Annotated in this window: 17 protein-coding genes; 9 read left to right on the top strand and 8 right to left on the bottom strand. The window is 68.0% G+C overall.

Annotation, left to right across the window (positions count from 1 at the left end; translation table 11 throughout):
* The first annotated feature begins 151 nt into the window (after window positions 1-151).
* Complete coding sequence (locus QM619_RS07890; protein ID WP_415106457.1) at window positions 152-2,236, top strand: DUF262 domain-containing protein; 2,085 nt, start codon at window positions 152-154, stop codon at window positions 2,234-2,236.
* Between the two features lie 9 nt (window positions 2,237-2,245).
* Here QM619_RS07890 and QM619_RS07885 read toward each other — a convergent pair whose 3' ends face one another.
* The 5 genes from QM619_RS07885 to QM619_RS07865 form a co-directional block, all read right to left on the bottom strand.
* On the bottom strand, window positions 2,246-3,415 hold the full coding sequence (locus tag QM619_RS07885; protein ID WP_415106454.1) for a glycoside hydrolase family 1 protein: 1,170 nt from the start codon (window positions 3,413-3,415) through the stop codon (window positions 2,246-2,248).
* A gap of 67 nt (window positions 3,416-3,482) precedes the next feature.
* Window positions 3,483-5,783 (bottom strand): glycoside hydrolase family 3 N-terminal domain-containing protein, encoded by a 2,301-nt coding sequence (locus tag QM619_RS07880; RefSeq protein WP_415106451.1) that lies wholly within the window; start codon window positions 5,781-5,783, stop codon window positions 3,483-3,485.
* A gap of 13 nt (window positions 5,784-5,796) precedes the next feature.
* Window positions 5,797-6,696: a carbohydrate ABC transporter permease gene (locus tag QM619_RS07875; protein WP_415106448.1), complete on the bottom strand. Its 900-nt coding sequence runs from the start codon at window positions 6,694-6,696 to the stop codon at window positions 5,797-5,799.
* A gap of 7 nt (window positions 6,697-6,703) precedes the next feature.
* The gene (locus QM619_RS07870; protein ID WP_415106445.1) at window positions 6,704-7,627 is read right to left on the bottom strand and encodes a carbohydrate ABC transporter permease; all 924 of its coding nucleotides are present in this window, start codon (window positions 7,625-7,627) and stop codon (window positions 6,704-6,706) included.
* Entirely contained in the window at window positions 7,624-8,931 is a 1,308-nt protein-coding gene (locus QM619_RS07865; RefSeq protein ID WP_415106442.1) for a sugar ABC transporter substrate-binding protein, read from the bottom strand. Before QM619_RS07865 ends, QM619_RS07870 begins: the two co-directional genes overlap by 4 nt.
* 146 nt (window positions 8,932-9,077) lie before the next feature.
* Between QM619_RS07865 and QM619_RS07860 the strand changes: the two genes are divergently transcribed.
* The 5 genes from QM619_RS07860 to QM619_RS07840 all read left to right on the top strand — a co-directional run bounded on the left by QM619_RS07860 (window position 9,078) and on the right by QM619_RS07840 (window position 13,734).
* Window positions 9,078-10,322, top strand: a complete 1,245-nt coding sequence (locus QM619_RS07860) for an ROK family protein (RefSeq protein WP_415106439.1) — start codon at window positions 9,078-9,080, stop codon at window positions 10,320-10,322.
* Window positions 10,323-10,421: 99 nt separating this feature from the next.
* Window positions 10,422-12,680, top strand: a complete 2,259-nt coding sequence (locus QM619_RS07855; RefSeq protein WP_415106436.1) for a glycoside hydrolase family 3 N-terminal domain-containing protein — start codon at window positions 10,422-10,424, stop codon at window positions 12,678-12,680.
* A 79-nt stretch (window positions 12,681-12,759) separates the two neighbouring features.
* Entirely contained in the window at window positions 12,760-13,008 is a 249-nt protein-coding gene (locus QM619_RS07850) for a hypothetical protein (RefSeq protein ID WP_415106433.1), read from the top strand.
* Between the two features lie 91 nt (window positions 13,009-13,099).
* Window positions 13,100-13,297, top strand: coding sequence for a CopG family transcriptional regulator (locus QM619_RS07845; protein ID WP_415106430.1), 198 nt, complete (start codon window positions 13,100-13,102; stop codon window positions 13,295-13,297).
* A gap of 8 nt (window positions 13,298-13,305) precedes the next feature.
* Complete coding sequence (locus QM619_RS07840) at window positions 13,306-13,734, top strand: type II toxin-antitoxin system death-on-curing family toxin (protein ID WP_415106427.1); 429 nt, start codon at window positions 13,306-13,308, stop codon at window positions 13,732-13,734.
* A 46-nt stretch (window positions 13,735-13,780) separates the two neighbouring features.
* On the opposite strand, the gene QM619_RS07835 is transcribed toward QM619_RS07840, so the two are convergent.
* Window positions 13,781-15,157 carry an FAD-binding oxidoreductase gene (locus tag QM619_RS07835; RefSeq protein ID WP_415106424.1) on the bottom strand — a complete coding sequence of 459 codons (1,377 nt, stop codon included), beginning with the start codon at window positions 15,155-15,157 and terminating at the stop codon, window positions 13,781-13,783.
* Between the two features lie 176 nt (window positions 15,158-15,333).
* The gene (locus QM619_RS07830) at window positions 15,334-15,519 is read right to left on the bottom strand and encodes a hypothetical protein (RefSeq protein ID WP_415106421.1); all 186 of its coding nucleotides are present in this window, start codon (window positions 15,517-15,519) and stop codon (window positions 15,334-15,336) included.
* Between the two features lie 228 nt (window positions 15,520-15,747).
* Here QM619_RS07830 and QM619_RS07825 point away from each other — a divergent pair, with 228 nt between their 5' ends.
* On the top strand, window positions 15,748-17,448 hold the full coding sequence (locus tag QM619_RS07825; RefSeq protein WP_415106418.1) for a glycoside hydrolase family 13 protein: 1,701 nt from the start codon (window positions 15,748-15,750) through the stop codon (window positions 17,446-17,448).
* Window positions 17,449-17,629: 181 nt separating this feature from the next.
* On the opposite strand, the gene QM619_RS07820 is transcribed toward QM619_RS07825, so the two are convergent.
* Entirely contained in the window at window positions 17,630-18,274 is a 645-nt protein-coding gene (locus QM619_RS07820) for a hypothetical protein (RefSeq protein WP_415106416.1), read from the bottom strand.
* A gap of 74 nt (window positions 18,275-18,348) precedes the next feature.
* Here QM619_RS07820 and QM619_RS07815 point away from each other — a divergent pair, with 74 nt between their 5' ends.
* Both QM619_RS07815 and QM619_RS07810 read left to right on the top strand, forming a co-directional pair.
* Window positions 18,349-18,558, top strand: a complete 210-nt coding sequence (locus QM619_RS07815; RefSeq protein WP_415106413.1) for a hypothetical protein — start codon at window positions 18,349-18,351, stop codon at window positions 18,556-18,558.
* 145 nt (window positions 18,559-18,703) lie between these two features.
* Window positions 18,704-20,761 carry a hypothetical protein gene (locus tag QM619_RS07810; protein ID WP_415106410.1) on the top strand — a complete coding sequence of 686 codons (2,058 nt, stop codon included), beginning with the start codon at window positions 18,704-18,706 and terminating at the stop codon, window positions 20,759-20,761.
* Window positions 20,762-20,882: the final 121 nt, after the last annotated feature.

The raw sequence follows: 20,882 nt of genomic DNA, 5'->3' as shown, positions 1-20,882 counted from the left end.
GTGTCTACTTCCGTCGTCTACTTCCGTCATCGTGCGATGACGGAGGATTCCGCTACCGCGCCCGGACAGACCGTTTCGCCGTGACCGACTCGTCGGCCAGAATAGGGAGTCGCACCCCCGCGCCTCCCCCCACCGAGGAAGTCACCTGGCTATGCCGATCATGCTCTTCAAAGACACCACCTACCAGTTGAACGGCCTCATCGAGGACATTCGCCGAGGCGAAGTGGCTCTGCCCGATATCCAGCGTCCCTTCGTGTGGCAGGCCAGCAGGATCCGCGATCTTTTCGACTCGATGTACCAAGGATTCCCAGTGGGTTACCTTCTCTTCTGGGCCACAGGAGCACCGGTCGGGGCTCGACAGATCGGTACCGTCGAGAAGGAGGCGGTGCCGCGTCTGTTGGTGGTGGACGGGCAGCAGCGACTTACCTCGCTGTACGCCGTTCTCGCCGGTCAGCCGGTGTTGAAGTCTGACTATTCGACGGCCCGGATCAGCATCGGCTTCCGCCCCTCCGACGCTCACTTCGTCGTCACAAGCGCCGCGACTCGTGAGGACCCCGAGTACATCGCCGATATCACCACGCTCTGGAACGGCAAGGGGAGACGACAGGTGGTGCGGGACTTCTTCGCACGGCTCGAACAGAAACGCACCCTGGAGAAGGAGGAGCAGGATCGTCTCGATGACGCCATCGATCGACTGTTCGATCTACAGAACTACCCATTCAAGGTGATCGAGCTGTCCGCTGATGTGGACGAGGAGCAGGTCGCCGAGGTCTTCGTCCGGATCAACTCCGAAGGCGTCAAGCTCAACCGAGCCGACTTCATCCTCACGCTGATGAGCGTGCACTGGGAACGCGGGAGACTCGAGCTCGAACAGTTCTGCCGGTCGGCCAAGAACCCGGCCGCCAGCGGCCCATCCCCGTTCAACTGGTTCATCAAGCCCCAGCCCGACCAACTGCTCCGTGTCGGGATCGCGCTGGGTACCAAGCGAGCCGTCCTGCAGCAGGCATACACCCTGCTCCGTGGCAAGGATCTCAAGACCGGAATCGCCTCCGCGGAAGCGCAGAGGTCCCAGTTCCAACGGCTGGAGGCGGCTCAGAGCCACGTCCTCAACCTGACCAACTGGCACGAGTTTCTCCAGTGCCTGGAGCGTGCCGGCTACCGCAGCGCGGCCATGATCACTAGCGACAACGCGGTGCTGTACAGCTACGCGATGTGGCTGATCGGGCGGGTGGACTACCGGATGCCGATCGCGGAGCTGCGCGATGTGATCACCCGATGGTTCTTCATGGCGCATGCGACCAGCCGATACAGCGGTTCGTTCGAAACCCAGTTCGAGTCAGACGTCGCCAAGCTCGATAGCATCACCACTGCCGCAGGATTCACCGCCACCCTCGACCAAGTTGTGAACGACACGCTGACCTCCGATTTCTGGACGATCACTCTGCCGAACAGTCTCGCCACATCTGCATCGAAGAGCCCCGCCCTCAGTGCGTATATCGCCGCGCTCAACATCCTCGATGCGGACGCTCTGCTGGGCAAGGTCAAGGTGAGATCTCGACTCGACCCCGCGATCGCAGCGAAGAAGGGCGTGGAACGGCACCACATCTTTCCCAAGGCCTACCTGAAAAGGCATTTAGGCCTAACGGACATCAAGCAGGTCAACCAGATCGCGAACATGGCCCTCGTCGACTGGCCCGAGAACATCGGAATTTCTGACCAGCCACCCACGGAGTACTGGCCGACGTTCGCCGCGCGGCTCGATGCGCATGTCCTGGCGCGCCAAATGCACCACCACGCACTTCCGGAAGGCTGGACGGAACTGTCCTTCTCCGAGTTCTTGGTCGCCCGCCGCAGCCTTATGGCACAGGTCGTTCGTGAAGCGTTCGACCAGCTGCGCAGTAGCAGGTATGTGGCGCAGTATCCGCACTCGGCCCGGCCGAGTACGGACGATCAGGCAGGCCTGCCCGACGAGAAGCGCAGGATGTCCGTGGCCGAGCTGCTGGAGGCCGGGTCCCTGCAACTGGGTGCCGTCCTGATGCCGGCCGACAACTCCCTCGATGCGCTCGCAACCGTGCTGGAGGACGGCCGACTCGACATCGACGGCCGGCTCTACGAGTCACCCGACCATGCGGCGATCGCGGTGACGGGCGCCGAATCCGACGGCTGGCGGTTCTGGCTCGCGGACACCCCGGAAGGCCCTCGCCCACTCATCGAGTTGGAGGCGATCGTCGGCTGAGCGACTGCTCTAATCATCCAGGCTCCGGACGCCGCGGGCCACCTCACCGAGCCAGGCCAGAGACGGCTTCGGGGTGCGAGCGAAGGTCTCCGGATCCCACGAGACCAGGCCGAATGTCGGCTTGTAGGAACCCCATTCGTAGTTGTCGAGCAGCGACCAGTGCAGGTAGCCGAACAGCGGCAGGCCGGCGTCCATCTCGGCGCGCAGGGCTCGCAGTGCATCGCGGGTGTAGTCGATCCGGCGGGCATCGTCCGCGGTGGCGATGCCGTTCTCGGAGACCAGCACGGGCAGCCCGGTGATGTCGTGGGCGAGCCGGGCCGCCTCGGCGATGGCCGGCGGGTAGTACTCCCAGCCGGTCAGCGTCCGCTCGACGGTCTCCGGTGCCGGCACCGGGCCGTCCAGGGTGATCCGGGTCCGGGTGTAGGCCTGGACGGCGACGAAGTCGTCGCCCCGCGCCGCCTCCAGGAAGACGATCTCGCGCGGGTAGGCGTACTGCTTCAACATCTCCTCGGCGCCCGGATCGGCGAAGAACTGCTGCGGCGCCACCGGCCAGCCCACCGCAACACCCACGCTCCGGACCAATTCGACCGCCCGCTTATGCGCGGCGATCAGATACCTGGTGGCCACCGGATCAGGCGCCGGCAGACTGCCGGCCTGCAATTCCTCGCCGCCCTTCTCACCGCCGATCATCATCGCCAGAATGTTCGGCTCGTTGATGGTGAACACATGCGAGGCGGCGTCCAGCAGCGGCAACACGGCTTCGACATAGCGGGCGAAGCGTTCTACGCTGCGCTCTTCGCGCCAGCCGCCGTCCTCGGTGAACCAGCGTGGCGAGGTGAAGTGGTGCAAGGTCAGCAGCGGGGTGACGCCGTGTTCGGCGCAGCAGGCGATCATCCGGCGGTAGTGGTCGAGTTCGGCCCGTGAGAAATGTCCCTCGACCGGTTCGATGCGGGCCCATTCCAGCGAGAACCGGTAGCTGGTCAGACCCGATTCGGCGAGTAGCCTGATGTCCTCGGCATAGCGGTGGTAGCTGTCGGCGGCGTCCCCGGACGGCTCCGGAATCGGGGTTCCGGGCGCATGTTCGCGCGCCCACCAGTCGCTGTTCACGTTATTGCCTTCGATCTGGTGCGCTGCCGTCGCGGCACCCCAGATGAAGCCGTCGCCAAAATCGTGGCCCATTGCCGCTCTCCCTTTGTGTTCTCGATTTATGTTCTCGATGGTTGGTCGTTTGTTCAAATGCAGGCGCTCAGCCGGTGATCTCCAGGCCGGCGACCAAGAGATCGGACAGCCTGGACGACGGCCCGACCAACAGTTCGAAGATGCCGGGCTCGACGATCCGGTTGCCGGCGGCGTCCACGATGCTGGCCGACGCCGCCGGCACCCGCAGCTCGACCACCCGGCTCTCCCCCGGATCGAGGAAAACCTGGACGAACGCCTTGAGTTCCCGGTCCGCCCAGGTGACCGACGCCACCACGTCGCGGACGTAGACCTGCGCGGTCTCGACGACCGGCCGTCCACCCACATTGGACACCCGCACCGTGGCCCGAATCGTCTCGTCGGCGCGCACCCGCGGCGTCCCGATCTGAAGATCGGCGTACTGCACCGAGCTGTACGAAAGGCCCTCGCCGAAGGCGAATTGCGGGTCCTGTGTCAGGTCGGCGTAGCGGTTGCCGTGCTGACCACGGACGGTGTTGTAGAAGACAGGCAGTTGTCCGGCGTGCCGGGGAATCGAGATCGGCAGCCGTCCAGTCGGCTCGACCCGGCCCAGCAGCAGTTCGGCGATCGCCCGCCCGCCGCGCATGCCGGGACTGAACGCCCAGATCAGTCCGGACGCCGCCAGCGCAGTCGGCGGCAGCACCAGCGGCTTGCTGCTCATCACCACCACCGTCATCGGAGTGCCGGTGGCAGCGACCGCGTCCAGCAGCGCCAGCTGGCCGGCGTTGAGCTCGAGGGTGGCGGTGGAAAGACCCTCGCCGACCTGACTGAGGTGGTCGCCGACCACCATCACGACGTGGTCGGCCCGTTCGGCATGGTCGACCGCCTCGGCGATCAGGCCGGGATCGGGGCCCGCCGGCACCGACCGGTACCGGTCCGGCGCGCCCGGCCACGCCGGCAGATCGCCGGCCAGGCGCGCCATCCGCGCACCCTGCGCGTGGGTGATCTCCCAGTCGTCCGGCGCGACCGCACGCAACCCGTCCAGCACCGTTTCGATCAGCTGCCGCGGATGCCCCTCCGGCATCCAGTCGATCTGACCCGAGTTGCCCGCCCAGTCCCCGAGCTGACCCTGCGGATAGTCGGCCAGCGGCCCGATCAGGGCGATCCGGCGTCCGGACGCCGACGCGTCGAGCGGCAGCAGAACCTCGTTGCGCAACAACACCAGCGCCCGCCGGGCCGCCTCCAGGTTGAGCGCGGCGTGCGCCGGCGAACCGATCGCCGACTGGTCGGCGACGCACGGCAGCCGCGGCCGGTCGAACAGGCCGAGCGCGAACTTCAGGCCCAGAATGTGCCGGACGGCGGCATCGACCCGCGCCTCGTCGACAGCACCGGACGCGATCGCCTCGGCCGCCGCGGCCGCGAAACCGGGCGTGTTCATGGTGAGGTCGTTGCCTGCGTTGATGGCGATCGCGGACGCCTCAGCCAGGTCGCGGCAGACCCGCTGTTCCCAGACCATCCGGCCGACGTTGTCCCAGTCGGTGATCAGGATGCCGCGGAACCCCCACTCGCCGCGCAGAACGTCGTTGAGCAGCCAGGTGTTGGCGGTGACCGGGACGCCCTCGATCGCCTGATAGCCGAGCATGAACGTGCCGCAGCCTTCCCGCACCGCACGCTCGAACGGCGGCAGGAACCAGGAGCGCAGCTTGCGCCGGCTCAGATCGGCCTCGCTGGCGTCCCGCCCGCCCTGAGTCTCGGAGTAGCCGGCGAAATGCTTGGCGGTGGCGAGAATCGCGGTCGGGTCATCCAGCCCGCGACCCTGATAGCCGCGGATCATCGCGGCCCCCAGCTCGCCGATCAAGAACGGATCCTCGCCGAAGGTCTCCCCGACCCGTCCCCAGCGCGGGTCGCGGGCGATGCAGAGCACCGGCGAGAACGCCCAATGGACGCCGGTCGCCGCCGCCTCGACCGCCGTGGCCCTGGCCACCCGTTCGACCAGCTCGACATCGAAGGTGCAGGCCAGCGCGAGTTGCTCGCCGAAGATGGTGGCGCCGGGCCAGAACGAATGCCCGTGGATGACGTCCTCGGCGACCAGCAGCGGAACCCGCAGCCGGGTGCGCTGCACCAGTTGGTGAAGTTCCAGGAGCCGGGCCGGTGAGGCGTGCAGCACCGACCCGGCCAGCTTGGCCAGCACGATGTCGGCGAGATCCTCGCGAGCGTCCAGTTGCAGCATCTGTCCGAGCTTCTCGGGCAGCGTCATCCGGCCCAGCAGATCGCTCACCCGTTCCTCGACCGGCGCGTCCGGATCGAGGTAGCGGGCCTCATCCGGCGAGGCAGCAACGTACTGGGCAGGGCGCTCGGCGCCCTGCCCAGTGGTGTCGTCGACGTGGGTCACGACCGGCGTCCGCTCACTTCACGCCGGCGCTGACCACGCTCTGCACGAAGTAGCGCTGCAGGAAGAGGAACAGGATGACGATCGGGGTGACCACCAGCACCGAACCGGCCAGCAGCAGCCCGTAGTTGGTGGCTTCCTGACCCTTCGAGAACAGGGTCAGCGCGATCGGCAGGGTGTACATCTTCTCGCTCTGCGCAGCGACCAACGGCCAGAGGAACTGGTTCCACGAGCCGAGGAAGGTCAGGATCGACAGGGTTGCCAGCGGCGCCCCGCACAACGGCAGGATCACCCGGAAGAAGATCGTGCCTTCCCTGGCGCCGTCGATCCGGGCGGCCTCCATCAGCACGTCCGGGATGCCCATGATGAACTGGCGCATTAGGAACACGCCCAGCGGCGTGACGATGGACGGCAGGAACAAGCCGGGCAGGGTGTTGACCAGGCCGAGCTTGCTGACCAGCACGAACAGCGGGACGAAGGTGACCGTGCCGGGCACCATCAGGGTGATCATGACCAGCGCGAACAGCACCTTCTTGCCGGGGAATTCCATCTTGGCCATCGCGTAGCCGACCATCGAGCAGAACACGACATTGCCGGCCACCGTGACGATGGCGACCACGAGGCTGGTGCCGAAGAACTGCTGAATGTTCAGCTCCTGGAACCAGCGGGTGTAGTTCTCGAAGGTGATCTCGGCCGGGACCAGCCCGACCGGGTTGCGCAGCAGCTCGCCCTCGGTCTTCAACGAATTGATGATCATGATGACGAACGGCAGCAGGTACAGGATCACGCCGATGGTCAGCAGCACATAGGTGATGGCTTGCAGCGACATCGGGGTGGCCATGCCGGCCCCGGTCCGGCGTTTCCGTCCGGACGTTTCCGGCGCCGCCGCACGGGTGGCCGATGTGGTGGTTGTCATATCGCCCTCAGTCCTTCTCGCGCAGGACGCGGAACTGCACCAGCGACAGCAACGCGATGATCACGAACAGCACGTAGCTGCCCGCCGATGCGGCCGCGTAGTTGCCGAAGCCGAACTGGTTGTAGATGAAGTAGCTGACCGAGAGGGTCGCGTTCAGCGGACCGCCGTTGGTCATCACGAACGGCTCCTCGAAGAACTGCAGGTAGCCGACCGAGGTGAGGATCGCGCCGAGCAGCAGCGTCGGACGCATCAACGGCAAGGTGATATGGACGAACCGGCGCCAGATGGTCGCCCCGTCCACCGCGGACGCCTCTTTCATCTCGGGCGCGATGCCCTGCAGGCCGGCCAGGAAGATGATCATCAGGGTGCCGACATTGCGCCAGACCGCCATCAGGATCATCGCCGGCATCGCCCAGAAGGTGTCGTTGAGCCAGTTCGGCCCGTTGATGCCGACCGCGCCCAATGCGGCGTTCAGCACGCCCTCGTCCTGCAGGATGAACCGCCACACGACCGCCACGGCGACGATGGAACAGACCACCGGCAGGTAGAAGCCGACCCGGTAGACCGCCCGGAACCGCTCGATGCCGCTGTTCAGCGCCAACGCCAGCAGCAATGCCACCGCCATGGTCAACGGAATGCCGACCAGCACGAAGTAGAAGGTGACGCCGAGCGAGTTGAGGAACTGGGCGTTCCGGAACAGGCCGGTGTACTGGTCGAATGCGACGAAGCCGACCGCGAATGGGTTCGGAATGTCCTGCGCCCGGAAATCGGTGAACGACATCGCGAACGACGACACGATCGGAATCAGCATGAAGACCGCGAAGAACACCATGTAGGGGGCCGCGAACCCCCATGCGACCCAGGCCTGCCGGCGGGCGTCTCTCGACGCCCGTCGGCGGCCTGGCTTCGCCGTCGCGGTTGCGGCGGTCATCGCCGTCCGGTGCCGATCGAGTCAGCCTGGCTCTGCAGATCCTTCATGACCGCTGCCGGATCGGCGCCACCGCGGACGATCTGCTCCAGCGCCTTGTCGGCCTGCGCGCTCACCTGTGTCCAGGTCAGCAGGGCCGGCGGGGCCTTGGTGTCGGTCAGCTGGTCGCCGAAGACGCTCAGATGCGGATCGTCGGCCAGGCTCGGATCTTTCCAGGCCGCCTGCTTGGCCGGCAAGTCGCCGATCGTCTTCTGCCACTTGACCTGGATCTCGGGCTGGCTCAGCCAGCGGGCGAACTTCCAGGCGGCGTCCGCGTTCTTGCCCTGCTTGAAGACGACCAGGTTCGAGCCGCCGGTGAAGCTGGTCGAGCTCTTGCTGGCCGGCACCCGCATCACCGAGAACTTCGACTTGTAGGAGTCGCCGCCACCGGCCTTGGAGATCGATCCGATGCCGCTCGGTCCGGCGGTCAGCACCGGGGTGTCACCGCTCACGAACAGCGACTCGCCGGCACCCGCGCCGGTCGCCGGGTTCGGATCGGCCAGGCCCTCGGTGAAGAGGCTCTTGTAATACTGCATGGCCTCGACGAACTCGGGGGTATCCAGCGTCCACTTGGTCTGGGCGTCGTCGGTCAGGTTCGCGCCGTTCGACCAGGGGAACATCAGCATGCTCTGGAAGCCGTCCGCGCTGCCGCCGTTGGGCAGGCCGACACCCCACTTCGCGCCGGCCTTCGACTTCAGGTCCTTGAGGAACTGTTTGAACTCGTCCCAGGTGGCCGGGGCCTTCTCCCAGCCGGCCTTCTTCGCCAGGTCGGTGCGGTAGTAGAAGACACGGGTGTCGACGTACCAGGGGATGCCGAACAACTGGTCGCCGACCTTGTTGGTGTTCAGCGAGCCCTGGAAGAAGTCGGAGGTGTCGATGCCCTGCGGGACGGTCTGGAAAGCATCGTTGAAGTCGGCCATCCAGGTGGTGCCCATCTGGGCCATGTCGGGCGTGGTGCCGGACGCGATCGCCGTCTGGTACTTGTTGTGCGCCGCGTCCCAGGGCAGCGGGGTCACGGTGATCTTCAGGCCAGGGTTGGCCTTGGTGAATTCTTCGGCGAACTTCGGCAGCGCGGCCGCCTCGTCGGCCTGCGCCCAGACGTTGAGCTCGCCGGTGGCCGGGGAATTGTCGATCGACGCCGCCGGTGCCGTCGAGCCACCGCCGGACGGGGTCTCGGCACGGCCGCAGCAGGTGAGCAGCAGCGACGTGGCCAATGCCGCCGCACCGAGGGCCGCGGAGGCCCTCTTCCATTGTTTCGTCCCTGACATCGTTGTCCTCTCTCGTGGTCCTCCACGAACCATGGGCAGACCCTCGGTGATTTATGATCGCCGAGTAGTTAATCCCTTGCCGCGAGGGTAAGAGCCCTCCCCAGCACTGTCAAGGGCTTCCGCCGGAGCCATGGCACACTGAGCGGATGGTGAACGCCCCGGTCGAGCAGGGACGTCCGCTGACGTCCAGCCAACTCCGCCGAGTCACCGCCGATCGCATCCTGCGCGCCATGAAACGCCAGTCGGTGCTGACCGCGACCGACCTGATGGAGGCCACCGGCCTCAGCCGAAACGCGATCCACAAGGTGTGCGGCGAGTTGGTCGGCCTCGGCCTGGTCACCGAGACCGGCCTGTCGGACGACGCCAGCCGCGGCCCGGCCGGCCGGGGCCGCCCGCCGCGGATGTTCAGCTTCGCCGCGGACGCTGGCGCGATCGTCAGCGTCGACTTCGGGGTCAACACCATGCGGGCCTGCGTCGCCGACCTGCGCGGCAACGAACGAGGCCGGGTGATGCGGCACGTCGACAACCCCGACGACATCGACCGGGAGCAGATCCTCGACGAATTGCTCACCGCCGTATTGGGCGCCGCCGGCGTCCCCGCCGACCGGATCCGGGTCGCCGTGGTCGGCGTCCCGATGGCGCTGTCGTCGAACGTGGCGATCCACTACCCCGCCTATCAGCGGGTGATCGACATCTCCCGGCGCTGGGGACGCACCCACGGCTGGCCGGTGCTGGTCGAGAACGACGCCAACCTCGCCGCCCTGGGCGAACGGCGCTTCGGCGCGGCCCGCTCGGCCACCGATGTCGTCGTCCTGCTGGCCGGCGAGCGGCTCGGCGCCGGCATCGTCACCCGCGGCACCCTGGTTCGCGGCGCGCACGCCAGCGCCGGCGAGCTGCGATTCCTCTCGCTGCTGCCCGGTTCGACCCCGGAATACGTGGGCATCGGGCTGCAGGCCCGCGGTCTCGCGCGGGACGCCCTCGCCGACGGCTGGGCCACCGAGGGCCTGCGCGCGGCGGTCGAGGCCGACGACGGTCACATTCGCATCTCGAGCATCTTCCGGACCGCCGAAGCCGGCGATTCCAGCGCGATGTCGATCGTCCGCACGGTAAGCGAACGGCTGGCCGGGCTGATCGGCGTGCTGGCCACGATTCTCGATCCGGCGATGGTGGTGATCTCCGGCGGCGTCGCCGAGGCGGGCGATCTGCTGGCCCGGACCACCCAGGGCCTGCTCCCCTCGTGGATGATCGACAACCCCCCACGAATCGCGATGTCTACACTCGGTGCCGACGCCGTCGTGGCCGGCGGCATCAGCCTGGCGCTCGACCACCTCGACGCCCATCTGCTGGACGACCTGGACGTGCCCGACCGGGCCGGTGGTCCAGCGGCCTGACGCCGGCGGCACCGCCTCAGCCGACCGCTGGGCACCGGACGCGCGTGAGGATATTGTCATCGGCGTTGATTAATTCGCCACACAGGTCGAGGAGCATTCATGATCGACGCCGACGTCCGCACGGTTGACCTGCCGTTTCGAGACTCCGCCCTTCCGGTCGCCGATCGGGTCGCGGACCTGCTCAGCAGGCTCACCCTGGAGGAGAAAGTCGGGCAGATGATGCAGCTCGACGCCCGCCAGGACGTCGCCGACGAGGTGCTGCGAATGGGTGCTGGCTCGCTGCTGCACGTCTCCCCCGAACGACTCTGGCTAGCCCATTCGCTGGTCGAGCAGACCCGGTTGCGGATTCCGCTGCTGATCGGCGAGGACTGCATCCACGGCCATTCGTTCTGGTCGGGCGCGACCGTCTTTCCCACCCAGCTCGGCATGGCGGCGTCCTGGGACGCCGGTCTGGTCGAGCGCATCGCCCGAGTCACTGCCGTGGAGGCCGCCGCCACCGGGGTGCACTGGACGTTCTCGCCGGTGCTCTGCATCACCCGCGATCTGCGCTGGGGGCGGGTGAACGAGACCTTCGGCGAGGATCCGTTCCTGATCGGCGAACTGGCCTCGGCGATGGTGCGCGGCTACCAGGGCTCGGGGCTCGACGATCCGACCGCGATTCTCGCCACCGCCAAGCATTTCGCCGGCTACTCCGAGACCCAGGGCGGCCGGGACGCCAGCGAGGCCGACATCTCGCCGCGCAAGCTGCGGTCGTGGTTCCTGCCGCCGTTCGAGCGGGTTGCGAGAGAGGGATGCCGGACCTTCATGCTCGGCTACCAGTCGATGGACGGCCTCCCGATCACCGTGAACGACTGGATTCTGACCGACGTGCTGCGCGGGGAATGGGGCTACACCGGCACCCTGGTCACCGACTGGGACAACGTCGGCCGGATGGTCTGGGAACAGAAGATCCACCCCGACTACGCCCACGCCTCCGCGGCGGCGGTCCGGGCCGGGAACGACCTGATCATGACCACCCCCGGCTTCTTCGAGGGGGCGCTGGACGCCGTCGCGTCCGGCCTGCTCACCGAGGCCGACCTGGACCGGGCGGTGGCCCGGATTCTCACCCTGAAGTTCGAGCTGGGTCTGTTCGAGAACCCGCGCCCGGCCGACTCGGACCGGATCGCACTGTCGATCGGGTCGGACGCCCACACCGTGGTGAACCTCGAAGCCGCCCGGCGTTCGCTGGTGCTGCTGCGCAACGACGGCGTGCTGCCGCTCTCCCCCGCCCAAAGGCGGGTCGCGGTGGTCGGGCCGCTCGCCGACGACGCCCAGAACCAGCTCGGCGACTGGGCCGGCGGTTCTGGTCAGGTCGACTGGATCGACGCCCAGCCGCGGGAGCTGATCACCACCGTGCTGGACGGGCTGCGCGCGCTCGCCCCGGCCGACTGGACGGTGGCCCACGCCCGCGGCGCCGACATCGCGCACTTCGTCCCGCACCCGGACGGGCCCACCTACCCCGACGGTCAGCCCCGGATGCCGCTGGTGGTGGCCAGTCCGCCCGACCCGGAGGCGATCGCCCAGGCGGTGGCGGCCGCCGCGGCCGCCGACCTGGTGGTGGCCGTCGTCGGCGACTGCATTCCGCTGTTCGGCGAGGCTCGCTCCACCGCCACCCTCGAACTCATCGGCGGCCAGATCGCGCTGCTGGACGCCGTCGCGGCCACCGGCACCCCGATGGTGGTGGTGCTGATGGCGTCCAAGCCACTGGTGCTGCCGCCCTCGGCACTGGACGCCGCGGCGCTGCTGTGGGTCGCCAACCCTGGCATGCAGGGCGGCCGGGCGATAGCCGAACTGCTGCTCGGAACGATCGAGCCGTCCGGACGGCTGCCGATCTCGTTCGCCCGCCACGTCGGCCAGCAGCCCTGCTACTACAACCAGGTGCGCGGCCAACACGGCGACCACTACGCCGATCTCACCCAGACCCCGGCCTTCGCCTTCGGCGAGGGACTGTCGTACACGACCGTTGACTACAGCGATCTGCGGTTGGACGCCGACCGGCTGACGGCGTCCGACGCCCTGGCCGCGGAGGTGCGGCTGACCAACACCGGGACGCGGCCCGCGCGGGAGACCGTGCAGGCCTATGTGAGCGACCTGATCACCTCGGCCAGCTGGGCCGATCAGGAGTTGAAGGCCTACCGGCAGGTCGATCTCGAACCCGGGGAGTCGGCCGTCGTCCGGATCGAGATCGGCGTCTGCGAGTTGACCATCGTGAACGCCCGCGGCGTCCGGGTCATCGAACCGGGCGAGTTCGAACTGCGCGTCGGCCCCTCGTCGCGCGCCGACACCCAGTTGCGCACACGGTTCACGGTCGTCGGCTGACTCCTAGAACCAAGTCCTCGATCACGACCAACCGTCAAGACCTTCTTGACATACGTACGTGTCAAGCTAGCCTTGACGGATGGAGACCCGCGAATCCGCGCGCAGGAACGGGCTCGACGAGTTGGATGTCGCCGTTCATGGGGCCCGCGACGCGACCCATTTCCGGCGCATCCTGGCAGCACGTCGACAGATCGCCGAAGCCGAAGCCGAACTTCGCGATGCGGTCCGGGCCGCACGCGCCGCAGGCGATTCCTGGGCGGTGATCGCGGCCGCTCTCGACACCACCAGGCAGGCCGCGCAGCAGCGCTTTGGAAAGAGTTCAGCGTAGCCAGACGGCGGATATCAGCGGGCGTCGGGGCAGGAGGATCCCGCCACCCCAACGACGGTTGATACCGAGTTGGTATCATCCACTCATGGCTATGACACTCCGCTTGAGCCCCGAGGACGACCGCGCGCTCACCCTGCTTGCCGAGGCGGACGGCGTAAGCAAGCAGGAGGCGACGGTGCGCGCGATCCATGAGGCCGCGGGCCGTCGGGTGCGCCGCGACAAGCTCGCGGAACTGTCCGCGGGGGCACGGGAACGCTACGCCGACCTGCTGGACCGACTCGGCCAATGATCGAGTACGTGGAGCTCGACGACATTCTGACGTTGATCGATGACCTCGGTGTCGGTCCGATCCGGGACGTCGGGCTGCTCGACTCTGCCGCCCATCGACCACAAGCCACCGTTTTCGGTACCGACGCCTACCCCACCCTTGATCGGAAGGCGGCAGTCCTGCTCGAATCCCTTGTTCGCAACCATGCACTGATCGACGGAAACAAGCGCCTCGGCTGGTTGGCCACCGTGGTCTTCTACGGGCTGAACGACATCACCATCGAGGCGCCCGACGACGATGCCTACGACCTTGTCATCGGGATTGCGAGTGGGGTGGTCGGCTATCAGGAGGCGGCACTCCAGTTGGCGCCCTGGACTGACCGTGTGACGACGCTCGTTTCCACCGAATCGCCATTCTCGCCGTCGAACGGCGGGCTGAATGGACTGGTACCCGTGTGACCGCGTCGCTGGATCGCGGCTCAACGACTTCTTCCTACGCGGATGGTCAGTGTGACGGGGCGAACACTTTTCCTGGATTGAGGATGCCGAGCGGATCGAAGACCGCTTTGATCTGACGCTGCAGTTCCCACTGGTCGTCGCCGAGTTCGTCGGCAAGCCAGCGGCGTTTGAGCACGCCGATGCCGTGCTCGCCGGTCAGGGTGCCGCCCAGACGGAGGGCAGAGCGGAACAGATCGTCGGCGGCGTCCCAGACGATGTCGGGCACCTGGTCGCCGGAAAAGACGAAATGGGGGTGCAGATTCCCGTCGCCGGCATGAGCGAACGCCGGAATCCTCAGTTCGTACTCGCGCTCGACCCTCACGATCTCGTCGAACATCGCGGGCAGCGCGCTTCGCGGCACCGATACGTCCTCGATGAGGGCGGTGCCGAAGGACTGCTGTAGCGCGGGGTTCACGGCCCGCCGCACGGCGAGCAGCTGTTCGCTCTCGGACGCGTCGCGGGACAGGGTGACGTCGCCGCCCAGCCCGCGCAGCACGTCGGCGACTTGCTCGGCCTCGGCGCGCGCGGCCGGACCGTCGGTCTGCACGATCAGCAACGCGGCACCGGACGCCGGGGGCTCCAGTCCCAGGTAGGCGCGGGTCGCACTGACGCACGTGGCGTCCATCAACTCCATGATCGCGGGCTGGACGCCGGCCGCCATCACCGCTGCGGAACCTGCGGCGGCGTCCCCGGCGCCGGGGAACGTGGCCACGATCGTCAGTGTCTCCCCGGCGACGATTCGGCGAAGTTTGAGCGTCGCGCCGACGACCACGCCGAGGGTCCCCTCGGAACCGACGAACAGCGAGGTGAGGTCCAGCCCGGTGACGCCTTTCACGCTGCGATGGCCGAGGTGGAGAAGGCGTCCGTCGGCGAGGACGACGTCGAGACCGAGCACCGCGTCGCGCACCGCGCCGTACTTCGCGCAGAGCAGACCGCCGGCGCCGGTGGCGATATTGCCGCCCACCGTCGAGATGGCGCGGCTGGCAGGATCGGGCGCCCACCACACGCCATGCTCGGCAAGCATGGCGTTGAGATCGCCGTTGAGAATGCCCGGCTCCACCACCGCGAGCAGGTCGTCCGGTCGTACCTCGAGGACGCGGTCCATGGCGCGCAACGACAGGGCGATCTCGCCGGGGCCGGCATTGGCGCCTCCGGCTAGACCGGTGCGGGCACCCTGCGCGACCACCGGAGTGCGAGTCTCGGTCGCGATCCGCATCACCGACTGGACGTCTTCGATGGACGCCGCGCACACCACCGCCAGCGGGGGGCCCGCGGAGACATGCCCCGATCTGTCGGCCTGCGCGCTCGTCAGGCTCTCGACGGAGGTGTCGACGCGGTCGCCCAGCACCGTCCGCAACCGATCGACCACGCGGGCATCCAGCATGTCGCGGGAGTCTAGTGCGCCAGGGCCGCCCCGATGGGACCTGGCAGACCCTTCGGTCCTGGCAGAAGACGCCCTGCAATTGGGGTGGTGGTGCGGCGGGGAGGGGTTCTTTCGGGCCACTGACCGTCGAGCGTCGCGTGTGGACGAGGTCCCGCCGGCAAGGGTTTTCGACAAGCTCAACCAGCGACGGACTCGGTCGCGATGCAGGTGCCGTTGCGCTGCACCAGCCGGTCCGGCGAGGGCTGGCCGGGCTCGGCGCCATACACCGCGTCGGCCTCCGTGGACCGCGACGCGTTGATCACCGTGCCCAGCAAGTGCCGTACCAGGTGCGGTGACGCGTCCCCCACCGCTTGGGACAACAACCGGGCAGGGTCGACATATGAGGAACGGTCATCGTGATGGCTCCCTTACGGGAGCCGGAGCCACCGAAACACCTCGGACGCGGCCGGCGGCGCATTTGACGGGCATCCCCACGCTGTTAGGCTGGTCTTCGCCGATTTGATCCAATCATCGAATCAGCCCCACCAGCCTCCGGCCAGCGTTCCCGCGGCCGAACACCCACAATCGTCCAGGAAGGACGGGGCGGACCAATGTCGCTCTCTTCGCACGATGTCTTCAACGCGCCCGATTGGTGGCGACAGGCCGTCGTCTACCAGATCTATCCGCGCAGTTTCGCCGACGCCAATGGCGACACGATCGGTGACCTGAAGGGCATCACTTCGCGGGTTCCCTATCTCAAAGACCTCGGCGTCGACGCCGTCTGGTTGAGCCCGTTCTACCCCTCGGCGCTGGCCGACGGCGGCTACGACGTGGACGACTACCGCGATGTCGATCCGAAGATCGGCACCCTGGACGATTTCGACGAGATGGTGGCGGCCCTGCACGCGGCGCACATCAAGGTGGTCGTCGACATCGTCCCCAACCACTCCTCCGATCGGCACGAGTGGTTCAAGGCCGCCGTCGCCGCCGGCAAGGGCTCGCCGGAACGTGACCGCTACATCTTCCGCGACGGCAAGGGCGAGAACGGCGAGTTGCCGCCGAGCAGCCTGCGCTCAATCTTCGGCGGCGACGCCTGGCATCGGGTCACCGAGCCGGACGGCACGCCCGGCCAGTGGTACCTGCACCTGTTCGCCAAGGAGCAGCCCGATTTCAACTGGGACAACCCCGAGGTGCACGCCGATTTCCTGAAGACCCTGCGCTTTTGGAGCGACCGCGGCGTCGACGGCTTCCGGGTCGATGTGGCGCACGGCCTGAAGAAGAACCTCGACCCGGCCTTCGACGCGATGATCGGCGTGGATGACGGCATCGTCGAGTCCGGCGACGGCCAGCATCCGCTGTGGGACCGCGACGAGGTGCAGGACGTCTACGCCGAGTGGCGCGCGGTGTTCAACGAGTACGATCCGCCGCGCACCGCGGTCGCCGAGGCGTGGGTGCGGCCGCACCGCCAGGCGCGCTATTCCTCGCCCGCTGGCCTGGGCCAGACCTTCAACTTCGACCTGCTGCGGGCCGAGTTCTCCGCCGCCGACTTCCACGACGTCGTCGACCGCAACCTGAAGGCGGCCAAGGAGATCGGCGGCTCGACCACCTGGGTGTTCTCCAACCACGATGTGGTGCGGCACGCCACCCGCTACGGACTGCCGGGCGGTGCCGTCGGTGCGGGGGCGCCGGGTGCCGGCTCCACCACTGGCGGCAACGATGGCAAGCAGTGGCTGCTGGACGGCGGCGACCCGTCCGCGGTCGACCAGGCGAAGGGCCTGCGCCGGGCGCGGGCGGCCACCCTGTTCATGCTCGCGCTGCCCGGCTCGGCCTATCTGTACCAGGGTGAGGAGCTGGGTCTGCAGGAGGTCAGCCAAATCCCGGACGCCGACCGCCAGGACCCGGCGTTCTTCCGCAACCGCGAGGTCGAGATCGGACGCGACGGCTGCCGGGTTCCGCTGCCCTGGACCCGCGAGGGCTCGTCCTTCGGCTTCGGTGCCGACGGATCGCATCTGCCGCAGCCGGAATGGTTCGCTGACTACGCCGTCGACGTTCAATCGGACGATCCGGCGTCCACGCTGAACCTGTACCGCCGGGCGCTGGCCCTGCGGCACGAGCTGGAGTGCGAAGAGGCCCTGGAATGGACACAGGTGTCGCCGACGGTGCTGGCGTTCGCCCGGCCGGACGGCTGGTCCGCGGTGACCAACTTCGGCACCGAACCGGTCGCCCTGCCCGAAGGCGAGGTGCTGCTGGCCAGCGGTCCGCTCGGCGACGGCCGGCTCCCTGGCGAAACCACCGCCTGGCTTCGTCGCTGACGCGATTCGTGAGCTGCGCGGGTGGCGAGATGGCCGCACGCCGCCCCGCAGGGCGCGAAGGTCGTTCCTGATCGCCTTGCCGATCCGTTCGACCTCGGTGCCGAAATGGTTGTCGGAGACCATGTAGGTCCAGGTGGCACCTGGGCGATACAGGCCCGCGTCGGTGAGGTCCAGGCGTCCGTCAACCACCGGCGCGTTCGCGATCACGGTGGATAGCGAGCAGCCCGCCGTAGCGATGCGCGAGGTCACGCAGGCTGTGTCGCTGGCCGTCGGCGACCCGTTGCGCATGGTCCATCCAGCGAAGCAGCTTCCGGTCGAAGACCGTGCCGTCGTCGGCGACGTCGCGGGCCGGCGGATGCTCCGGCGCATAGCCGAGGATCAGATCGTCCAGGCTGGTCAGGAAGACGGCGCGTCCGGGATCGCCCTGGCGTCCGGCCCGTCCACGAAGCTGATCGTCGAGCCGCCGGCTGGGGAAGCGTCCGAGGCCGACGATGAGCAGGCCGCCGAGTTCGGCGACTCCGGCGGCGAGCCGGATGTCGATGCCACGCCCGGCCATCTGGGCCTCGGCGACCAGGTCGATCGCGGCCACGTCGCGCTCGGCAGCGGTGTCATAGAGCCGGTCCGGCTCGTCGACGCGGATGCAAGGACGGTGCGCTGGCAGCCCGCCCACCGGCAGGTCGTAGAGGTCGGCGATCTCGCCAGCCGCGGTGACCAGCGTCGCGCTCATTCCGACCACCGGCTCATACAGACCGATCAGGTCGCGCACCAGCAGCTGATCGAGCACATCGACGCCCGAACCCGGCTCCAGATGTTCCTTGGCCTCCACCGCCTCCTGCAAGCCTTCCGGCCACCGTTTGCAGCGCCTCGACCTGGCCGCGGCGCCGAACAGTTCAGGCCGCCGTGTACGGACTCAACCGCCCGGAAGCGATGCGGGTGGTCACGATAGTCATCGACGCGATCCACGAGAACTGGCAGGAGGCGCTCGCCGCCGCGCGCCTGACGAACTGGGAAGGCGCCCAACTCCTCGGCTCGCGAATCCTCAACCCCGCGGTGGCCGACGATCTGCCCAAGTCGCTATCGACCGTAGTGAACAGGAGGTTGTCGGAGTAGGCCAAACGATCGTCGTTGGTCTTCGCAGGCTCGATCGCCGTTCTTCCACCTCCGCACTCCGACGGTGGGCGTGGGCGTGGGCGCACGAATCTGTCGGTCCGGTCGGTCACACTGAACTGTGCGCCATCGCACAGAAGGAGCCGTCATGGATCTGCCAGCCCGAGACCCGGTCACCGTGCGTGACCGGCTCGATGTCGCGAACCTCGTGAGCTACCTGAGGCGCGAGACCCGCGAGCGGCCCGTGGTGGTGCTCACCGTCGCACCTGGCCATACCGCCCCGTACGCGTCCGCCGCCGAACTGGCCGGCGTGGCGAAGGGACGCGCCGATGTGGTGACGATCCCGACCGACGATCTGACCTGGCAGTTCAGCGAGTCGCTGGACGATCCGCAGGCCGGCACCTATCGCGGCGCCTGCCGGGTGTACCCGGCGGGCGCCGACTGGGAGAGTCATCCGCTGACCGTGCCGTTGCGGATGGCCCGCGACCGCACCGAGATCGCCAACCTCCCGCGGCTGATCGAGGACGATCTGCGCCGCCACCTGGAGCGGCCACCGACCCGACCGACGAAGCCAGTTCCACGACCGAGCCCGGCACGGGCCCCGATCCCCAGCGCACCCAGTCCGGTGCTGAGTCTGGGCACCATCGCGACGGACGCCGAGGCGTCCGCGCTCGCCGCCTATCTGGAGAGCCCGGCCCGCACCCAGCCCGCCGTGGTGGTGTCCAGGTCGGCGGACGCACCGGCGGCTTTCGCCGACATCGCCCAGCTGCGGGACGATCTCGTCGGCCTGGCGCAGGTGCACGAGATCACCACCATCGAGGCCAGCTGGGCGTTCAGCCATGCGGTCCCCGACATGTGCCAGGTCTACGGCGGCGCGAGCCGGGTCTACCCGATCGGCACCGCCTGGATGGACGACCCCTACCTGTCGCCCCTGCGGTTCGCCCACAGTCCGCGCGATCGGACCACGGTCACCCGGCAACTGGTGGCCGACGCCATGAACATGACCTCCGGTGGCAGCCACACGGTGCCGGCCGGCGCCACCAAGGCGCCCACCGTCACCGGCGAAGTGAGCGGTATCGCCGCGGGACGGGCCCTGGTCAACCTGCGCGACCAGTTTCCTGCGGTGCTGTGGCCGGAGCTGGTGGAACCCGGCCTGCCGGCCGAGCGGTTGTTCCGCAAGGGCATGCAGGTCCGGGGGACGCTCGACCCGGAGAGCCGGCGCATCGACGTCCGAGCCATGCGGCAAGAGCCGGGCGTTGCGGTCAGCCACTACCAGGCGGGCGACACGATCTTGGCACGGGTGTCCGCCGTCACCGCCGACCAGTGCACCATCGAGCTGTTTCCACGGCTCGAGCACACCCTGACCGTCTCCGACGTGACCGACGTACCGACCGATCTGCGCGAACTTCTCAGCGTCGGCGAGGTGCTGCCGGTCTGGTTCGGCGGCCGGGACGGCGATGAATGGCTGCTGTCGTTGCCCGACGCCAACCCGGACGCGGCGCGACCGGCACCGAACATCCTGGTCGGCGGCCCACCCTGGCTGGTCCCCTCGGTTGCCGAGCCGTCCGACGTCTCGGACCATCAAGTCTCGAAACCCGAGGACGTCGTCGCGGACGGGTTCGTCCTCGAGCCGTCCGCCCAGGTCGTCGAGGCACTGCGCCGCCAGATCGCGCAACAGACGGAACTGCTGCGCGAAGCCGAAAGCACGATCGCGCAGCTGACCGACGAACTCGCCACCGCACGGACGCAGCGACGGATGGCGGTCACCCGGCGGTCCACCGATTCCGACGACGCCGCACTGTTCCTCGACCCCCGCGAGCAGCTCGACTTCGAGATCAGACAGGCCTGGGCACGAATGGTCCAGCCCAGCGAGAAGGCCACCTACCCGCTGAAGAAGTGGACCTACGGACCCGAGTTCATCGACACTCTGCACAGCGTCGAAGGGGTCAAGCGCGCCAAGGTGGTGGAGGTGATCGTGCACGTCCTCACCGGCCGGGACGCCGAACTCACCTCCCGCGGACTGCACCAACTGCGCACCGGACGCGGCGGCGACAACCCCAGCGTGACCCGCGCCGGCGGCGAGCTGTGCTGGCGAGTGAGCCTGCAAACCAAGACGCCCGGCGCACGCCGCCTGCACTACTGGATGTGCAACGACGGCTCTGTCGAACTCAGCAGCATCCGCGTGCACGACGACACCCGTCCCTGAATGGCACAGATGGCGATGACCGTCTCAGCGGAACCACGCCAACATCCCGGCGCCTCAGCGGCGAGACGGCCCGCGTCGAAGCCATTCGCGTCGACGCGCGGGACCTACGCGTCCTCCCTCG

Source organism: Micropruina sp. (genome assembly GCF_047606665.1).
GTDB lineage: Bacteria > Actinomycetota > Actinomycetes > Propionibacteriales > Propionibacteriaceae > Micropruina.
The sequence above is the reverse complement of the archived record's forward strand: the minus strand, read 5'-3'. Positions and strand labels throughout refer to the sequence as shown.

What these genes read in the sequence shown, in the direction of transcription:
- QM619_RS07890 (WP_415106457.1), top strand. Translation starts at nt 152, where the DNA reads ATGCCGATCATGCTCTTCAAAGACACCACCTACCAGTTGAACGGCCTC.
- QM619_RS07885 (WP_415106454.1), bottom strand. Translation starts at nt 3,415, where the DNA reads ATGGGCCACGATTTTGGCGACGGCTTCATCTGGGGTGCCGCGACGGCA.
- QM619_RS07875 (WP_415106448.1), bottom strand. Translation starts at nt 6,696, where the DNA reads ATGACAACCACCACATCGGCCACCCGTGCGGCGGCGCCGGAAACGTCC.
- QM619_RS07870 (WP_415106445.1), bottom strand. Translation starts at nt 7,627, where the DNA reads ATGACCGCCGCAACCGCGACGGCGAAGCCAGGCCGCCGACGGGCGTCG.
- QM619_RS07865 (WP_415106442.1), bottom strand. Translation starts at nt 8,931, where the DNA reads ATGTCAGGGACGAAACAATGGAAGAGGGCCTCCGCGGCCCTCGGTGCG.
- QM619_RS07860 (WP_415106439.1), top strand. Translation starts at nt 9,078, where the DNA reads ATGGTGAACGCCCCGGTCGAGCAGGGACGTCCGCTGACGTCCAGCCAA.
- QM619_RS07855 (WP_415106436.1), top strand. Translation starts at nt 10,422, where the DNA reads ATGATCGACGCCGACGTCCGCACGGTTGACCTGCCGTTTCGAGACTCC.
- QM619_RS07850 (WP_415106433.1), top strand. Translation starts at nt 12,760, where the DNA reads ATGGAGACCCGCGAATCCGCGCGCAGGAACGGGCTCGACGAGTTGGAT.
- QM619_RS07845 (WP_415106430.1), top strand. Translation starts at nt 13,100, where the DNA reads ATGACACTCCGCTTGAGCCCCGAGGACGACCGCGCGCTCACCCTGCTT.
- QM619_RS07835 (WP_415106424.1), bottom strand. Translation starts at nt 15,157, where the DNA reads ATGCTGGATGCCCGCGTGGTCGATCGGTTGCGGACGGTGCTGGGCGAC.
- QM619_RS07825 (WP_415106418.1), top strand. Translation starts at nt 15,748, where the DNA reads ATGTCGCTCTCTTCGCACGATGTCTTCAACGCGCCCGATTGGTGGCGA.
- QM619_RS07810 (WP_415106410.1), top strand. Translation starts at nt 18,704, where the DNA reads ATGGATCTGCCAGCCCGAGACCCGGTCACCGTGCGTGACCGGCTCGAT.